Here is a 14,262-nt window from a genome sequence, read left to right on the forward strand (position 1 = left end):
AGCGCCCTCAGTTCCAGCGCTGGTTCGGGCCGCCGGCGCAGGACCAGACGATCACGGGTTGGCCGGGGCGGGCATTGCCGCCTTCGATGTCCAGGCACTTGTTGGCAAAGCGGCTGCGGATCTGGCCACGGCTCCAGTCCCATTTCTGGTTGGGCTGGTTGCGGCACTGCCAGGCAATCACCCGCGCACCATTGCGGGTGTTGCCGTCGGCCACGTCCAGGCACAGGTCGCCCACGCGCATCTCGCCGTCACGCGTCAACGTGAAGCGCTGGTTCTCACCGCCGCTGCAGTGGTAGACGATGAGGCCATTGCCCGGGCGAATTCCCCCGGATATATCCAGGCACAGGCCGTTCTGGCCCCGGATCTCCCGCCCGCCCCAAGAGGGATAGCCGGGCTGCTGGCCCGGGTAGCCCGGATAGCGGTCATCGTTCCACTGGTCGTCGCGGTCACGTTCGCGGTCCTTGTCGCGCTTGTTGGCCAAGATGGCAGCGCCTGCAATCGCTGCCACGGCGGCACCGGCAATCCAGGCGCCTGTGTTGTCGCTCTCGCCCTCCTGGCCCTGCGCGCCCTGGGCCTGGCCGGTGAGGATGCGGAAACGCCCGCCGCAACCGTCCTTGACCCACATCTCCCGTCGGCCAAGGTCATAGCCCCAGTTGCGGTTGTAGCTGCAGTTACCGGCCACGGTCTCGACCAGTTGCACCTGCTGCGCGTCGTCGGGCAGGCTGTAGGTCTGGTAGCGGCCGTTGGACATGAGTTGCACAGTCTCTTCGCCCGCAAGCGCAGGCACGGCCGGGGCAATGAAGCTGCTGGCCAGCAGGACGGAAATGCATTTCTTGATTTGCATGGGATTTCTCGGGCTGCGTTGATCTGAGGGACGGCTACGCGCAGCAACCGGCCTTCTCTTGCAGGCCCAGAATGCAACTACCGCCTCTTTCCAGGCTGTGGAGTTTAGCCAAGCAATTTGTAGGATTGCGCCATATTCTGGCAAGGCTGGCTCAAATCATTGCCTGTTGAATTCCGCCACCCCCGCGCGAAACTCCGCACTCCCGTAAACCGCCGACACCAAATCCTCATCCTCCAGTCGCTGTTCCACGACCATGCGCCTCAGGCTTTCCTTGACGGCTGACTGAGTGGTCGCAGACAAGGCCATGAGCCGCTCGGCCAGCGCCTGGGCCTGGGCTTGCAACTGATCTGCCGGCACGACCGCATGCACGAACCCGCAGATCTCGGCCTGCCCGGCCGACAGGTAGTCCGCGAGCAGCAGCATGCGCTTGACGCGCGGTACGCCCAGGCCGGCCACCAGGCGTGCAATGTTGCGTGATGACAGCGTGTTGGACAGCGTCTTGGCAATCGGTGCACCGAAGCGCGAGCCGGTGCTGCAGATGCGAAAGTCGCATGCCGTGGCCAGGGCCAGGCCGCCGCCGACGGCCCAGCCGTCGATAACGGCGATGGTGGGCACGGCGACGCGCTCCACGGCGTCGATCACGCGCTCCACGAAGGCTTCGTAGGCAAGGCCTTGCCGGCCGTCATGGAAGTCCTTGAAGTAGGCGATGTCCGTGCCCGAGATGAAGGACTTGCCGCCCGCACCGCGCAGCATCAGGCAGCGGATGGCCGCATCGGCCTGGCAGCGTTCCAGGGCCGTGAGCAAGGCCTCGTACATGGGCATGCTCATGGCGTTGTGGCGTTCGGGACGGTCGATGAGGATCTCGGCCGTGCCCCCGGCGTGAACTGTCAGTGCCACGGATTCATGCAGGGCCGTGCTCATGCGGCGGCCTTCAGTGCCTGGAGCTCGGCCATGATTTCTGCGTTGTGTTCGCCCAGCAGCGGCGGATGGCGGCGCACCTGCTGGGGCGTGCCGAGCATCTTGACGGGAAAGCCGATGTTCTTGACCTTGCCTTCGATGGGATGGTCGATCTCCATGCACATGCCGCGGTGCTGGCCGTGCTCGCCCTCGAAGGCCTGCGGATAGGTGAGCAGCGGGCCTGCGGGAATGCCGGCATCCAGCATGCGGTCCACCCAGTCGGCGCTGTCGTGATGGGCAAACTCCGCTTCCAGCGCCTCTATCAATGCCTCCCGGTGCCTGAGGCGCAGCGCCACGGTGGCGTAGTCCGGGTGCTCCACCAGGTCCGTGCGCCCGAGCAGCGCGCACAGCCTGGCCCAGAGCTTCTGGTTGGTGGCTCCCATGACGAAGTAGCCGTCGCGCGCCTTCACGGCCTGGTAGGGGGCGCTCATCTTGTTGCTGGTGCCCAGTGGCGCGGGCGGCACGCCCGTGCCCCAGTATTCGGACATGTCCCAGATCGAGAAAGCCATGGCCGAGTCGAACAGCGAGGCGTCTATGTGCTGGCCCTGCCCCGTCTTCTGTGCGCCTATGTAGGCGGCCAGCAGTCCGTAGGTGGCGAACAGTGCGCAACCGATGTCGGCCACAGGCACGCCGGCCTTGACGGGCTTCTCCCCCTTGTAGCCGGTGACGCTCATCACGCCCGACATGGCCTGGGCCATGAGGTCGAACCCCGGCCGCTGGGCCCAGGGACCGCTCTGGCCGAAGCCCGAGATGCTGACATAGACGATGCGCGGGTTGATGCGGCGAATGCTTTCATAGTCGATCTTCAGGCGCTGGACCACGCCTGGCCGGTAGTTCTCGACGATGACATCGGCCGTCGTGGCCAGCTGGTAGAAGGCCTCACGCCCCTCGTCGCTCTTGAGGTCCAGCGTCAGCGACCGCTTGTTGCGGTTCATGTTCAGAAAGCCCATGCTGTCCGGGCCCTTCATCTTGAAGCCCATGGCGCCGCGCGTCTGGTCGCCGGTGCCCGGAGGCTCGACCTTGATGACATCGGCGCCCAGGTCGGCCAGCAGCATGCAGGCAAATGGGCCGGCCATGACCTGGCTGACGTCGAGCACGCGGATGCCTTGCAGGGGCAGTTGCAGCGGGTTGGATTGGGGATTGCTCATGCCGGGTCCTCAGCTTTCTTCGGTGATTTTTGCGGCGCGCACCACGTCGCCCCACTTCTTGTATTCGGCAGCCATGAAGGCCGCGAACTTGTCCACGGAGCCGCCGCCGTCCTCCACGCCGTATCCGTCGAAGCGGCTGACCACGTCGGGCATGGCCAGCACGCGGTTGATGTCGGCATTGATGCGCTGGGCCAGTTCCCTGGACATGTCGCGCGGGCCGACGACGCCGTACCAGCTCGATGCGTCAAAGCCCTTGAAGCCCTGCTCGTCCATGGTGGGCATGGCCGGGAATCCCTTGGCACGGTTCACGCGGGTCTGGGCGATGCCCAGCATTTTTCCTGCGCGGACCTGGGCAGTGGCGGCCGTCATGGTGTCGAAGCTGAAGTCGATCTGACCGCCGATCAGGTCGGTCTGCATGGGGCCGGATCCTTTGTAGGGAACGTGGATGCTCTTGACACCTGCCGCCATGTTGAACATCTCGGCCGCAAGGTGCTGCACCGAACCTGTGCCAGAAGAGCCGAAGCTGACCTTGCCGGGGCTTTTGCGGCACAGCTCCACCACTTCCTGCACCGAGGCATGGCCGTTCCTGCTGCTGGTCACCAGGATGTGGGGCGTTGCGCCGATCAGGGCGATGGGCGCGTAGTCCTTGAGCGGGTCATAGGTGATGGATTTGAAGATCTGCGGCGAGATGGCGTGCGTGTTCACATGGGCCATCAGCAGGTTGATGCCTTCTGTGAAGCGGGTCTTGGCAAAGTACTCGGCCGCCAGCGAGCCCGTGGCGCCGGGCTTGTTCTCCACGATCACGGGCCGGCCCCAGACCTCGGACAGCTTCTGGCCCACGATGCGCGCGAACACGTCGGTGCCGCCGCCAGGCGCCCAGCCCACCAGGATCTTGGCGGGCCCCTTGGGCAGCTCGGAGGCCGGGGGCGCGGCCCCTGCCCAGGGTGCGGCCAGCGCGGTGGCGCCGACCGCGATGAAGTCGCGGCGTTTCATGTCTGTCTCCTGCACATCGTTGTTGTGCAGTGACTGTCGCCGGGCGCCGATATCGCGGCAAGCCTGTGCGCCGCATGCCTGGTTTCGCAATCCGCGAAACCAGAAGGGTCAGATCGCGCATTCGCCCTGCAACAGGGCGGCGACGACGTTGCGCAGCGCCTGTTCCTGGGCCTGGCCTTCGATGAAGGACAGCACATAGCTGCGCTCGTGCCAGTCGCCTTCCAGGGCGGCCCAACCCAGGTCGGGCTCAGGGTGGAAGCTGCGCAGCACGCCGGGCGGCATCAGTCCCACACCCAATCCTTCGCGCACCAGGGCCAGCATGGTGTCGAAGCCGCTGACGGCGAAATCGTTGCGGAACACCCTGCCCCGGCTGCGGTGGGCTCGGCGCAAAGCGGCCAGGATGGCCGAGCCCCGGCCCAGGCTGACGATGGGGCAGTCCAGCAACTGGTCCAGTACCACCGGCTCGACGGCAAAGCTGAAATGCCTGCGGCTGTAGACCAGCACCAGGCTGTCCTTGCGGTAGTCGGAGCGTGGCAGATCCACGAAGCCGCTGGTCTTCTCGAAGATGCCGATGTCGATGACCTTGTCGCGCAGCAGTTGCTGGACGATGCGGCTGTTCTCCTCCATCACCTGCAGCGTGATGTGGGGATAGCGGCGCTGGGTGACGGCGATATCGGCGGCCAGGAACTGCAGGATGGCGGATTTGGGGGCGCCGATGATGATGCGGCCGTCGCGCCCGCGGCCCAGGGCCTGGGCGTCGGCCTCCAGGCGCTCCACCAGGTTGCCTATCTGGCGGATATGGGCCAGCAGCTTGAGGCCAGGCTCGGTGGCGCGCACTCCATGGGGCTGCCGCTTGAACAGCCTGGCGCCCAGTTGCTGCTCCAGGTCACTGAGCCGCCGCGAGGCCGCCGCCACCGCCAGTTGCAGCCTGTCGGCCGCGCGCGAAATGCTGCCCTCCTCGGCAATGGCCAGCACAAGCTGCACGGTGGTGGAGTCGATCTTCATCATGGCGGCGGCCCTCTCGTCTGGCTGGAGGGCGACGATTGTGCCGCAGCGCCCCGCTGCGTCCAACCGGCCCTTTCGTCAGGCGGTACCCAGAGCCTTGGCTTCGCGGGCCAGTGCGGTGATCCGCTGCCAGTCACCCTGCTCCAGCGCATGGGCAGGCACCAGCCAGGAGCCACCCACGCAGACCACGTTGGACAGCGCCAGGAATTGCGCCGCATTGTCTGGAGACACGCCGCCCGTGGGGCAGAACCGCACGTCGCCGAACGGGCCTTGCCAGGCCTTGAGCATGGCCGTGCCGCCCGCCTGTACGGCGGGGAAGAATTTCAGCTCGTCGAAGCCGTCATCCTGGGCCGCCATGATTTCGCCGCTGGTGGCCACGCCGGGCAGCAGCGGCAGTTGCAGGCCCTGGCAGGCCTGGCCCAGTGCGCCGGTGTAGCCGGGGCTCACGGCAAAGCGCGCACCGGCATTGGCGGCGGCGCGGGCATCGGCGGCGCTGCGCACGGTGCCGGCGCCCACGATGGCCTCGGGCACGGCGCGTGCAATGGCTTCGATGCTGGCCAGGCCCTGGGGCGTGCGCAGCGTGACTTCCAGTACGCGGATGCCGCCCGCGACCAGGGCCTGGGCCATGGGCACGGCATGTGCGACGTTGTGCAGGACGATGACCGGGATGACCGGCGCGTCCTGCATGATGGCCAGTGCTGTCAGTCGTTGATCCATGTGCAAGCTCCCTCTTCTGCGCTGAGCGCGTGGCGCCGGAATCCGGCAAACAGTTCGCGGCCAAAACCCCGGCCGTTGGCCTGGCGCAGTGCCTGCGGCATGGTGGCCAGGGGCCGCTGCTGCCATTCGGTGTCATCGACCAGCACGGCCAGGGTGCCGGCCACGGCGTCCAGGCGTACCAGGTCGCCGTCTTGCAGGCGTGCCAGCGGCCCGCCCACGCAGGCCTCGGGCGAGACATGGATGGCGGCGGGTACCTTGCCCGAGGCGCCGCTCATGCGGCCGTCCGTGACCAGGGCCACCTTGTAGCCCTTGCCCTGCAGCACGGCCAGCGGTGGGGTGAGCTTGTGCAGCTCGGGCATGCCGTTGGCGCGCGGACCCTGCCAGCGCACCACGCAGATGACATCGCGGTCCAGCTCGCCGGCCTTGAAGGCCTGTTGCAGCGCTTCCTGCGAGTCGAAGACGCGCGCGGGCGCCTCGACCACATGGCGGTCCTCGGGCACGGCGCTGACCTTGATCACGCTGCGCCCCAGGTTGCCGGACAGCAGCCTGAGCCCGCCCGTGGCGCTGAAAGGCGCATCGGCCGGGCGCAGCACGGACAGGTCGCCGGAGACTTCGGCCTCGTGCCAGACGAGATGGCCATCTTCCACGGCGGGAATGCGCGCAAATTCCTGCAGGCCCTCGGGCCGCACGGTGAGCACATCGCCATGCATGAGACCGGCCTTCAGCAGCTGGCCGATCACATAGCCCGGCCCGCCTGCGGCCTGGAACTGGTTCACGTCGGCGCTGCCGTTGGGATAGACGCGGGCCAGCAGCGGCACCACGCCCGAGAGTTCCGAAAAATCATTCCAGTCGATGACGATGCCTGCCGCACGCGCCACGGCCACCCAATGGATCAGGTGGTTGGTCGATCCGCCCGTGGCCAGCAGGGCCACCATGGCGTTGACGATGCAGCGCTCGTCCACCACATGGCCAATGGGCGCGAAGCGGCGGTTTTTGGTGATGGCCAGCGCGCTGCGCATGGCCTCGCGCGTGAGCAGTTCGCGCTCGCCTTCGGCCGGGTTGATGAAGGCCGTTCCCGGCACATGCAATCCCATGGCCTCCAGCAGCATCTGGTTGCTGTTGGCCGTGCCGTAGAAGGTGCAGGTGCCTTCGCCGTGGTAGGCGGCCGTTTCCGCGGCCAGCAGCTCCTTGCGGCCCACCAGGCCCTGCGCGGCCTGCTCGCGCACCTTGGCCTTGTCGCCATTGGACAGGCCCGAGGTCATGGGGCCGGCCGGCACGAACACCGTGGGCAGATGGCCGAAATGCAGGGCGCCGATCAGCAGGCCCGGCACGATCTTGTCGCAAATGCCCAGCATCAGCGCGGCGTCGAACACGTCGTGCGACAGCGCGATGGCCGTGCCCATGGCAATGGCATCCCGGCTGAACAGGCTCAGTTCCATGCCGGGCGCGCCCTGGGTCACGCCGTCGCACATGGCCGGCACGCCGCCGGCGACCTGCGCCGTGGCGCCGAGCTTGCGCGCCTCGTCCTTGAGGATGTCGGGATAGCGTGCCAGCGGCGCATGGGCCGAGAGCACGTCGTTGTACGCGGTGACGATGGCGACGTTGGGCGCCTTCTCTTCCACGATGCGTATGCGGTCGCCGCCTGGAATGCCCGCAAAGGCATGGGCCACATTGGCGCAGCCCATGGACTGGGCGCCGGGCGGGCGCGCGGCCATGGCGTCCACCTGCTCCAGGTAGGCGGCGCGTGATTGGGCACTGCGCTCGCGGATGCGGCGCGTGACCTGCTCGACGATGGGGTGGATGGTGCTCATGCGGGGTTCCTGCGGATGCGCTGATGCGCGTTTTCTCTCTGTCGCTCTATCGCTTTATTGCTTTAGCGCCGTATGGCGTTGTCTTTTCGGGAAATGTCGGCCGGAGCATCCCTCCCAGGTGCGTCCGGCCCTGCACCGAAGCTTACTTCACTGCGCGCGCCTGCTTGACGGCGGCCTGCACCTCGTCCCATGTGCCCTGGCCCACGGTCTTGGCAATGCCGGCATTCACCGCCGCGAGCTTGTCGCGCATGCGGCTGGCTTCTGCGGCGGGCAGCTCGTTCACCTGCATGCCCTTGGCCTTGATGTCGGCCAGGGCCTTGGCGGCTTCCTCGCGCGTGTCCTTGCGTTCGAACTCGCGGCTCTTGACGGCGGCATCCTGCAGCACCTTCTTCTCGGCCGGGCTCAGCGTGTCCCACCACTTCTTGCTGACGGTGACGATCCAGGGGCTGTAGACGTGGTTGGACACCGTGAGGTACTTCTGCACTTCATAGAACTTGCTGGACAGCACGGTGTTGAAGGGGTTTTCCTGGCCATCGACGGCACGGGTCTCCAGCGCCGTGAACAGCTCGGAGAACGGCAGCGGCACGGCATTGGCGCCCAGGGCCTTGAAACTGTCCAGGAAGACGTTGTTCTGCATCACGCGCAGCTTCACGTCGGCCAGGTCTTCCATCTTGGCGATAGGGCGCTTGTTGTTCGTGAGGTTGCGGAAACCGTTTTCCCAATAGACCAGGCCCACCATGCCCTTGGGCTCCAGCGTGGCCTTGACCTTCTCGCCCACGGGGCCGTCGAGCACGGCGTCGGCTTCCTTGACATTGCTGAACAGGAAGGGCGTGTCCCAGACGGCCATCTCGGGCGACAGGCCCACGAGGGTGGCGGTGGAGCCGACCATCATCTCCTGGGCGCCGCCGATCAGCGCCTGCTGCATCTGCGTGTCCGAGCCCAGCGAGGCATTGCCGATGGCACGCACCTTCATCTTGCCGCCCGTGGCCTTCTCGACCTCCTTGGCGAAGAAGCGCACCGCGCGGCCCTGGTTGGACTCATCGACCAGGCCATAGCCGAAGCGCACGATGCGCGGCTTGAAGTCCTGGGCCATGGCCTGGCCCGTGGCGGCCAGCGTGGTGACGGCGGCCATCAGGCCGGCGAGTGCAAAGGGAATACGCATGTTCATCTCCTTGGGTTGTAGTGAGGGATCAATGCATCCAGCGCAGAGGGGCCAGGATGATTTGCGGAAAAATCACGAAAAGCACGGCAAGCAGCACATAGACCATCAGGAACGGGTTCGTGCCCTTGATCACGGTCTCCATGCGCAGCCGGCCCACGCCGGCGACCACGTTCTGCACCGTTCCCACGGGCGGCGTGATCAGGCCGATGCAGCCCACATAGATGAACATGAAGCCGAAGTAGATGGGATCGATGCCGGCCTTGACGGCCAGCGGCGCGCACACGGGGCCGAAGATCAGGATGGTTGGCGTCAGGTCCATGGCCGTGCCCACCACCAGCAGGAACAGCATCATCGTGGCCATGAACAGCACGGGACTGCCCAGCAGGCCCGAGAAGCTGTCGGCCAGCATGTTGGGCAGGTCGGCCAGGGTGATCATGTAGGCCGTCACCGTGGCGGCGCCGCACAGGAACATGACCACGGCCGTGGTCTTGGCGGCGGCCAGGAACACGGCGTACAGACGGCTCCATGTCATCTCGCGGTAGATCACCATGGACACGAACAGCGCGTAGACGGCTGCGACCACGGCCGCCTCGGTGGGCGTGAACACGCCGCCCTTGAGGCCGCCCAGGATGATGACCGGCATCATCATGGCCCAGAAGCTCTTGGCCAGCGCCTTCAGGCGCTGGCCCCAGGCCATGCGCTCGCCGCGCGACAGGTCGTACTTGCGGGCGATGGACCACCAGGCAAAGATCAGGAACACGCCCATGATCAGGCCCGGCACCACGCCCGACAGGAACAGCTTGCTGATCGAGGTGTTGGTCGTCACGCCGTAGATGACGAAGGGCATGGACGGCGGAATGATGGGGGCGATGATGCCGCCCGAGGCCAGCAGGCCCGCGCTGTAGCTGTCGGGATACTTCTGGTCGCGCATCATGGGCAGCAGGATGGTGGCCAGGGCGGCGGTATCGGCAATGGCCGAGCCGCTCATGGACGCCAGCAGCACCGCCGCGCCAATGGCCACATAGCCCAGGCCGCCACGGATATGGCCCACATAGGCACGTGCCAGGTCGATGATGCGGCGCGACAGGCCGCCTGCATTCATCAGCTCGCCGGCCAGGATGAAGAAGGGCACGGCCAGCAGCGGGAAGTTGTCGAAGCCGGCCTGCAGGTTCTGCGCAAGCAGCTGCGAGTCGAAGAAGTCCAGGTGCCACATCAGCGCCACGCCGGTCAGCACCAGTGCCTGGGCGATGGGCATGCCGATCACCATGCCACCAATCAGCACGGCCAGAAAGATCAGGGTCACAACCATGGTGCGTACTCCTTACTCGACCGTCGTTTCGGCATGGTTTTCCGCCGGCGCGCCGCGACGCAGGTCGCGCAGCGACACCACCAGCAGGCCGACGGCCAGCACCAGGGTGGCCGCGGCGCCCAGGGCCAGCGGATAGCCCAGCACCGTGCTGTAGCTGTTCAGCCCGGCCTCCACCTGGGCCCAGGAGCCCCACAGCAGCAGGCCCATGCAGACCAGGACCAGCGCCTGCGACACCCAGAACAGCGCCTTGCGCGCGCCAGGCCCCACGCGCGATGTCACAAGGTCGAAGCCCAGGTGGCTGCCCTCGAACGCAGCCACGATGGCGCCAATGGCCACCAGCCAGACGAAGAGCAGGCGCGAGATTTCCTCATAGGAAACGATGCTGGTATGGAACACATAACGCAGCACCACGTTGACGAACACGGCAATGACCATGCCGGCCAGGGCCAGCACCATCAGCACCTCGGCAAAGTGCTGCAGGCGCGGCTTGGGCCGGACTGCGGGGGAATCGGATTGCATGGGGCTTGTCTCCTGGCGTTATGGGTTTTGGGAGAAGGTGTCGGCCTGCGCCGCGGGCAGGACCTGCCAGCTTCGGGCGCGGCACACGATGTCGGTCAGCGGCAGCGTGGCGTCCACGGACAGCACGGCGCATTCGCCATCAGGGCGTTCCAGCGTGGCGAACTGGTTGGCCACCAGCTCGGGCGAGAAGAAGTGGCCGGCGCGCTCCTGCACGCGCTGCAGCGCCGTGTCGTAGTTCAGGTCCAGGAACACGAAGCCCACGGCACCGGCCGGGCCGGCGGCACGCAGCCGGTCGCGGTACTTGCGCTTGAGGGCCGAGCAGGTCAGCACCACGCCCTGCCCCGGCATGGCCTGGCCCAGCAGCTGTGCCAGCCGGTCCAGCCAGCCGCTGCGGTCGTCGTCGGTCAAGGGGATGCCGGCCTGCATCTTGCGGATGCTTTCCTCGGCATGGTGGGCGTCGCCCTCGTGCAGGGTCCAGCCCAGGGCATCGGCCAGGGCCTGCCCCACGCTGGACTTGCCGCAGCCGGAAACGCCCATGACGACCAGCGCCCGTGGGCTGGCGTCTGCGGGGGCGGCCGCGGTGGTTGTTGGGATAGCGCTATCCATGTTCTTGCAAAAATTGGCAGACCAGGGTCTGCCTTGGATTTCGGTGTGCTTCAGAGGCCTTCACCCGGGTTTACACGCAGGAGCAAGGGCCTTCAAATGATTGGGATAGCGCTATCATAATCTTCAACCCTCCCGCCCCAGACCTAGGACAATCCCTTGGCCCGCCAGATTCCGCCTGCCTCCCCAGAATCGCCCTCCGCCGATGTTTCCGGCCCGGCCCTGCCCGCCACGGGCCGCGCCCGCTCCTCGCGGGCCAGCGGGCGCATCACGCTCAGCGATGTGGCGCAGGCCGCTGGCGTCAGCCCCATGACGGTCTCGCGCGCCCTGCGCGGCGAGCGCCGCGTGGACCCGGCCCTGGTCGAGAAAATCCGCACGGCCGCCGCGCAGATGGGCTACGTGCCCGACCCTGCCGCACGCGCCCTGGCCTCGCAGAAAAGCGCCCAGGTGCTGGTGCTGGTGCCCATGCTGTCCAACACGCTGTTCGTGGACCTGATCGAGGCGGTCCACAAGGTGCTGTTCTCCGCGGGCTACCACGCGCTGATCGGCGTGACCCACTACGACCGGGCCGAAGAGGAACAACTGCTGCGCACCTATCTGCCCATGCGCCCGGCCGGCCTGCTGCTGACGGGTTTTGACCGCAGCCCCGCTGCGCGTGAACTGGTGCAGGCCAGCAAGGTCCCCTGCGTGCACCTGATGGAACTGGGTGGCGAGCCTGGTGCGCCCAGCGTGGGCTTTTCGCAGGCCGAGGCCGGAGCCGCCATCACGCGGCATTTGATGGAGCGCGGGCACAGGCGCATTGCCTTTTGCGCAGGCCAGCTCGATGCCCGCGTGATGCAGCGCGCCGCCGGCTACCGCCATGCCCTGCAGGCGGCGGGCCTGCATGACCCCGCCCTGGAACTGCTCTGGCCCCGCCCCACGTCGATGGCGCTGGGCGCCGAGCTGCTGGACGCGGCCCTGCGCCTGGACCCTGCCGTCGATGCCCTGTTTTTCTGCAACGACGACATCGCCCAGGGTGCGCTGCTGGAGGCGCTGCGCCGGGGGATACGCGTGCCCGAGCAGATCGCCATTGCAGGTTTCAACGACCTGCCCGGCAGCGACCAGATGGTGCCGCCGCTGACCACCATCCGCACGCCGCGCGGCCCTATCGGCACCGAAGGTGCGCGCATGCTGCTGCAGCTGATGCGTGGCGAGGCCGTGGAGCCGCCCAGCGTGGATCTGGGCTACGAACTGGTGGTGCGGCAGAGCAGTTGAAGCGAAGAGGGCTTTGGGAGCCCTCCTGCGCGGCCATCAGCCCGGCAGCAGGCGGCGCAGGGTCTCGGCCAGATCCTCTGCCGCGAACTTGGCCACGTAGCCGTCCGCGCCGACGCTGCGCACATGGTCTTCGTTGGCCGACCCGGACAGCGAGGAATGGATGAGCACGGGAATGGAATGGAAGCGCGCGTCCTGCTTGATGTGGCGGGTGAGCGTGAAGCCGTCCATCTCGGGCATCTCCAGGTCGGTCAGCACCAGGGCGACCTTGTCGGCCGCCGTCAGTCCCTCTGCCTGGGCGCTGTCGGCGATGGCGTTGAGGCGGTCCCAGGCCTCCTTGCCGGACTTGAGCATTTCATACGGTGCCTGCAGGACCTTGAGCTCCTTCTCGATCAGCGAGCGCGCCACGAAGGAATCATCGGCGGCCAGCACGATGGCGCCGGGCTTGAGCTTGAGCCTGGCGCCCACTTTTTCCGGCGTGATTTCCTGGGCGTCGGTGGGAGACACCAATTGCAGGATGGCCTCCACATCCAGCACCTGGGCCAGGCGCGAGTTGTCGGTGTCGCCATCCAGGCGGGCGATGCTGGTGACCAGCTTGCCGCCGGTGCCGCTGGCCTCGGCCGACAGCACCTGCTTCCAGTCCAGGCGCACGATGTCCTCGACGGCCTCCACCGCGAATGCCTGGGTGGTGCGCGCATATTCGGTGACCAGCATGATGTTCAGGCCGGTCTGGGGCTTGCAGCCCATGATGGCGGGAAGATTCAGCACCGGGATCACCTGCCCGCGCAGGTTCGCCACACCCAGCGAATGGGCCGTGCCCCCCGCGATGGGCGTGATGTGCGGCATGGCCACGATTTCGCGGACCTTGAACACATTGATCCCGAACAGCTCGGACTGGCCCAGGCCGGAGTCGCTGCCCAGCCGGAACAGCAGCAGCTCGAACTTGTTGTTGCTCGTGAGGTTGGTGCGCTCGTCGATCTCTCTTTGAGCTGCCTTGGAATTGAGGTTCATGCCGGTCCTGGAGAGTGACACATCTTTTTACAAATTCTAAAGCGAGCGCCTCGGATTTAGCAAAAATTTATTGCGCAAGGCAGTTTGCCTGTGGCGCCAACAACGCAGCAGCGCTGGGTCAAGGTATGGGCAGTCCGTGCGCCAGCGCCGTCGGGTTCGAGGCCGGATCTGAACAGACAGATCCATATCCGGTCAATATAGGAAGATGGATCTTTCCGCCAGCACCATGAGGAGCGCGCCATGCCACCCGTTACCGCCCAACTTTTCGCCACCGATGGCGTTCAAGCCGTAAAGCTGCCTGCCGAGTTTCGCTTCGAAGATCGAGCCGAGGTGTATATCCGCCGCGATGAAAACACCGGAGACGTCATTCTTTCGACCATTCCTCGCGCGGACTGGAGTGAATTCATGCGGCTGCGCCACCAGCTGGGGCATGCGGCCGAGTCGGCCCTCCCCGTGCGCCAACAGGGCAGCGAGCAACGCGATCCCTTCCAAGGTTGGGAGGAATGATGCTGTACATGCTGGACACCCATGCCGCCAGCGAAGCCATCCGGGGCAATCCCTTGTTTGATGCGCGCTTGCAAGCCCTCGCACCAGGGCAGTGGTGCGTAGGTGCAGTGACCTGTTCCGAGCTGCGCTATGGAATTGCCCGGCGGCCCGAGGCGGTACGGCTGGCACGGCTCGTGGAGGCGTTCCTGCACATCACCGCCATCCTGCCCTGGGACGCCAGGGCGGCCAACCAGCATGGTCAGTTGCGTGCTTATCTGCGTGCCCAGGGCTCGCCGATTGGAGACTTCGACGAAATGATCGCCGCACATGCGCTGGCCCTGGACGCGATCCTGGTCACAGACAATGTGCGGCATTTCGAGCGCATTCCCGGGCTCAGGATCGAAAACTGGCTGCGCCAGGGGCATTGATCCCGGCGCCGGGAAAGA

Annotated in this window: 15 protein-coding genes; 3 read left to right on the forward strand and 12 right to left on the reverse strand. The window is 66.4% G+C overall.

Annotated features, from left to right (window positions below):
• Positions 1–7: 7 nt before the first annotated feature.
• From ACFPFG_RS00495 to ACFPFG_RS00545, 11 genes are all read right to left on the reverse strand, one after another.
• Positions 8–844, reverse strand: coding sequence for a lectin (locus ACFPFG_RS00495; RefSeq protein ID WP_380104370.1), 837 nt, complete (start codon positions 842–844; stop codon positions 8–10).
• 156 nt (positions 845–1,000) lie between these two features.
• The gene (locus tag ACFPFG_RS00500) at positions 1,001–1,765 is read right to left on the reverse strand and encodes an enoyl-CoA hydratase (protein WP_197956264.1); all 765 of its coding nucleotides are present in this window, start codon (positions 1,763–1,765) and stop codon (positions 1,001–1,003) included.
• A complete protein-coding gene (locus tag ACFPFG_RS00505; RefSeq protein WP_380104372.1) occupies positions 1,762–2,949 on the reverse strand; it encodes a CaiB/BaiF CoA transferase family protein in 1,188 nt (395 codons plus the stop codon). Before ACFPFG_RS00505 ends, ACFPFG_RS00500 begins: the two co-directional genes overlap by 4 nt.
• Before the next feature lie 9 nt (positions 2,950–2,958).
• Entirely contained in the window at positions 2,959–3,942 is a 984-nt protein-coding gene (locus ACFPFG_RS00510; protein WP_183018062.1) for a Bug family tripartite tricarboxylate transporter substrate binding protein, read from the reverse strand.
• Positions 3,943–4,050: 108 nt separating this feature from the next.
• Positions 4,051–4,950, reverse strand: a complete 900-nt coding sequence (locus tag ACFPFG_RS00515; protein ID WP_380104374.1) for a LysR family transcriptional regulator — start codon at positions 4,948–4,950, stop codon at positions 4,051–4,053.
• 75 nt (positions 4,951–5,025) lie between these two features.
• On the reverse strand, positions 5,026–5,664 hold the full coding sequence (gene eda, locus ACFPFG_RS00520) for a bifunctional 4-hydroxy-2-oxoglutarate aldolase/2-dehydro-3-deoxy-phosphogluconate aldolase (RefSeq protein WP_380104376.1): 639 nt from the start codon (positions 5,662–5,664) through the stop codon (positions 5,026–5,028).
• A complete protein-coding gene (gene edd, locus ACFPFG_RS00525; protein ID WP_380104378.1) occupies positions 5,649–7,475 on the reverse strand; it encodes a phosphogluconate dehydratase in 1,827 nt (608 codons plus the stop codon). The genes eda and edd overlap by 16 nt, the downstream gene beginning before the upstream one ends.
• 142 nt (positions 7,476–7,617) lie before the next feature.
• Entirely contained in the window at positions 7,618–8,637 is a 1,020-nt protein-coding gene (locus ACFPFG_RS00530) for a TRAP transporter substrate-binding protein (protein WP_380104380.1), read from the reverse strand.
• Positions 8,638–8,665: 28 nt separating this feature from the next.
• Positions 8,666–9,946, reverse strand: coding sequence for a TRAP transporter large permease (locus tag ACFPFG_RS00535; protein ID WP_380104382.1), 1,281 nt, complete (start codon positions 9,944–9,946; stop codon positions 8,666–8,668).
• A gap of 12 nt (positions 9,947–9,958) precedes the next feature.
• Entirely contained in the window at positions 9,959–10,465 is a 507-nt protein-coding gene (locus ACFPFG_RS00540; RefSeq protein WP_183018059.1) for a TRAP transporter small permease, read from the reverse strand.
• Positions 10,466–10,483: 18 nt separating this feature from the next.
• Positions 10,484–11,071 carry a gluconokinase gene (locus ACFPFG_RS00545; protein WP_380104384.1) on the reverse strand — a complete coding sequence of 196 codons (588 nt, stop codon included), beginning with the start codon at positions 11,069–11,071 and terminating at the stop codon, positions 10,484–10,486.
• 156 nt (positions 11,072–11,227) lie between these two features.
• Between ACFPFG_RS00545 and gntR the strand changes: the two genes are divergently transcribed.
• The gene (gene gntR / locus ACFPFG_RS00550) at positions 11,228–12,322 is read left to right on the forward strand and encodes an HTH-type transcriptional regulator GntR (protein ID WP_269670918.1); all 1,095 of its coding nucleotides are present in this window, start codon (positions 11,228–11,230) and stop codon (positions 12,320–12,322) included.
• A gap of 36 nt (positions 12,323–12,358) precedes the next feature.
• Here the strand turns inward: gntR and ACFPFG_RS00555 are convergent, their stop codons facing one another.
• Positions 12,359–13,330, reverse strand: a complete 972-nt coding sequence (locus tag ACFPFG_RS00555; RefSeq protein ID WP_183018056.1) for a chemotaxis protein — start codon at positions 13,328–13,330, stop codon at positions 12,359–12,361.
• A 240-nt stretch (positions 13,331–13,570) separates the two neighbouring features.
• Here ACFPFG_RS00555 and ACFPFG_RS00560 point away from each other — a divergent pair, with 240 nt between their 5' ends.
• A complete protein-coding gene (locus tag ACFPFG_RS00560) occupies positions 13,571–13,837 on the forward strand; it encodes an antitoxin (RefSeq protein ID WP_012205584.1) in 267 nt (88 codons plus the stop codon).
• 8 nt (positions 13,838–13,845) lie between these two features.
• Positions 13,846–14,244, forward strand: coding sequence for a type II toxin-antitoxin system VapC family toxin (locus ACFPFG_RS00565; RefSeq protein ID WP_380104387.1), 399 nt, complete (start codon positions 13,846–13,848; stop codon positions 14,242–14,244).
• Positions 14,245–14,262: the final 18 nt, after the last annotated feature.

The sequence above is a fragment of the Delftia deserti genome (assembly GCF_042653485.1).
GTDB classification, from domain to species: Bacteria; Pseudomonadota; Gammaproteobacteria; order Burkholderiales; family Burkholderiaceae_C; genus Comamonas; species Comamonas acidovorans.

What these genes read in the sequence shown, in the direction of transcription:
- ACFPFG_RS00495 (WP_380104370.1), bottom strand. Translation starts at nt 844, where the DNA reads ATGCAAATCAAGAAATGCATTTCCGTCCTGCTGGCCAGCAGCTTCATT.
- ACFPFG_RS00510 (WP_183018062.1), bottom strand. Translation starts at nt 3,942, where the DNA reads ATGAAACGCCGCGACTTCATCGCGGTCGGCGCCACCGCGCTGGCCGCA.
- ACFPFG_RS00535 (WP_380104382.1), bottom strand. Translation starts at nt 9,946, where the DNA reads ATGGTTGTGACCCTGATCTTTCTGGCCGTGCTGATTGGTGGCATGGTG.
- ACFPFG_RS00565 (WP_380104387.1), top strand. Translation starts at nt 13,846, where the DNA reads ATGCTGGACACCCATGCCGCCAGCGAAGCCATCCGGGGCAATCCCTTG.
- ACFPFG_RS00505 (WP_380104372.1), bottom strand. Translation starts at nt 2,949, where the DNA reads ATGAGCAATCCCCAATCCAACCCGCTGCAACTGCCCCTGCAAGGCATC.
- ACFPFG_RS00500 (WP_197956264.1), bottom strand. Translation starts at nt 1,765, where the DNA reads ATGAGCACGGCCCTGCATGAATCCGTGGCACTGACAGTTCACGCCGGG.
- ACFPFG_RS00545 (WP_380104384.1), bottom strand. Translation starts at nt 11,071, where the DNA reads ATGGATAGCGCTATCCCAACAACCACCGCGGCCGCCCCCGCAGACGCC.
- ACFPFG_RS00560 (WP_012205584.1), top strand. Translation starts at nt 13,571, where the DNA reads ATGCCACCCGTTACCGCCCAACTTTTCGCCACCGATGGCGTTCAAGCC.
- ACFPFG_RS00530 (WP_380104380.1), bottom strand. Translation starts at nt 8,637, where the DNA reads ATGCGTATTCCCTTTGCACTCGCCGGCCTGATGGCCGCCGTCACCACG.
- ACFPFG_RS00555 (WP_183018056.1), bottom strand. Translation starts at nt 13,330, where the DNA reads ATGAACCTCAATTCCAAGGCAGCTCAAAGAGAGATCGACGAGCGCACC.
- ACFPFG_RS00515 (WP_380104374.1), bottom strand. Translation starts at nt 4,950, where the DNA reads ATGATGAAGATCGACTCCACCACCGTGCAGCTTGTGCTGGCCATTGCC.
- ACFPFG_RS00540 (WP_183018059.1), bottom strand. Translation starts at nt 10,465, where the DNA reads ATGCAATCCGATTCCCCCGCAGTCCGGCCCAAGCCGCGCCTGCAGCAC.
- edd (WP_380104378.1), bottom strand. Translation starts at nt 7,475, where the DNA reads ATGAGCACCATCCACCCCATCGTCGAGCAGGTCACGCGCCGCATCCGC.
- eda (WP_380104376.1), bottom strand. Translation starts at nt 5,664, where the DNA reads ATGGATCAACGACTGACAGCACTGGCCATCATGCAGGACGCGCCGGTC.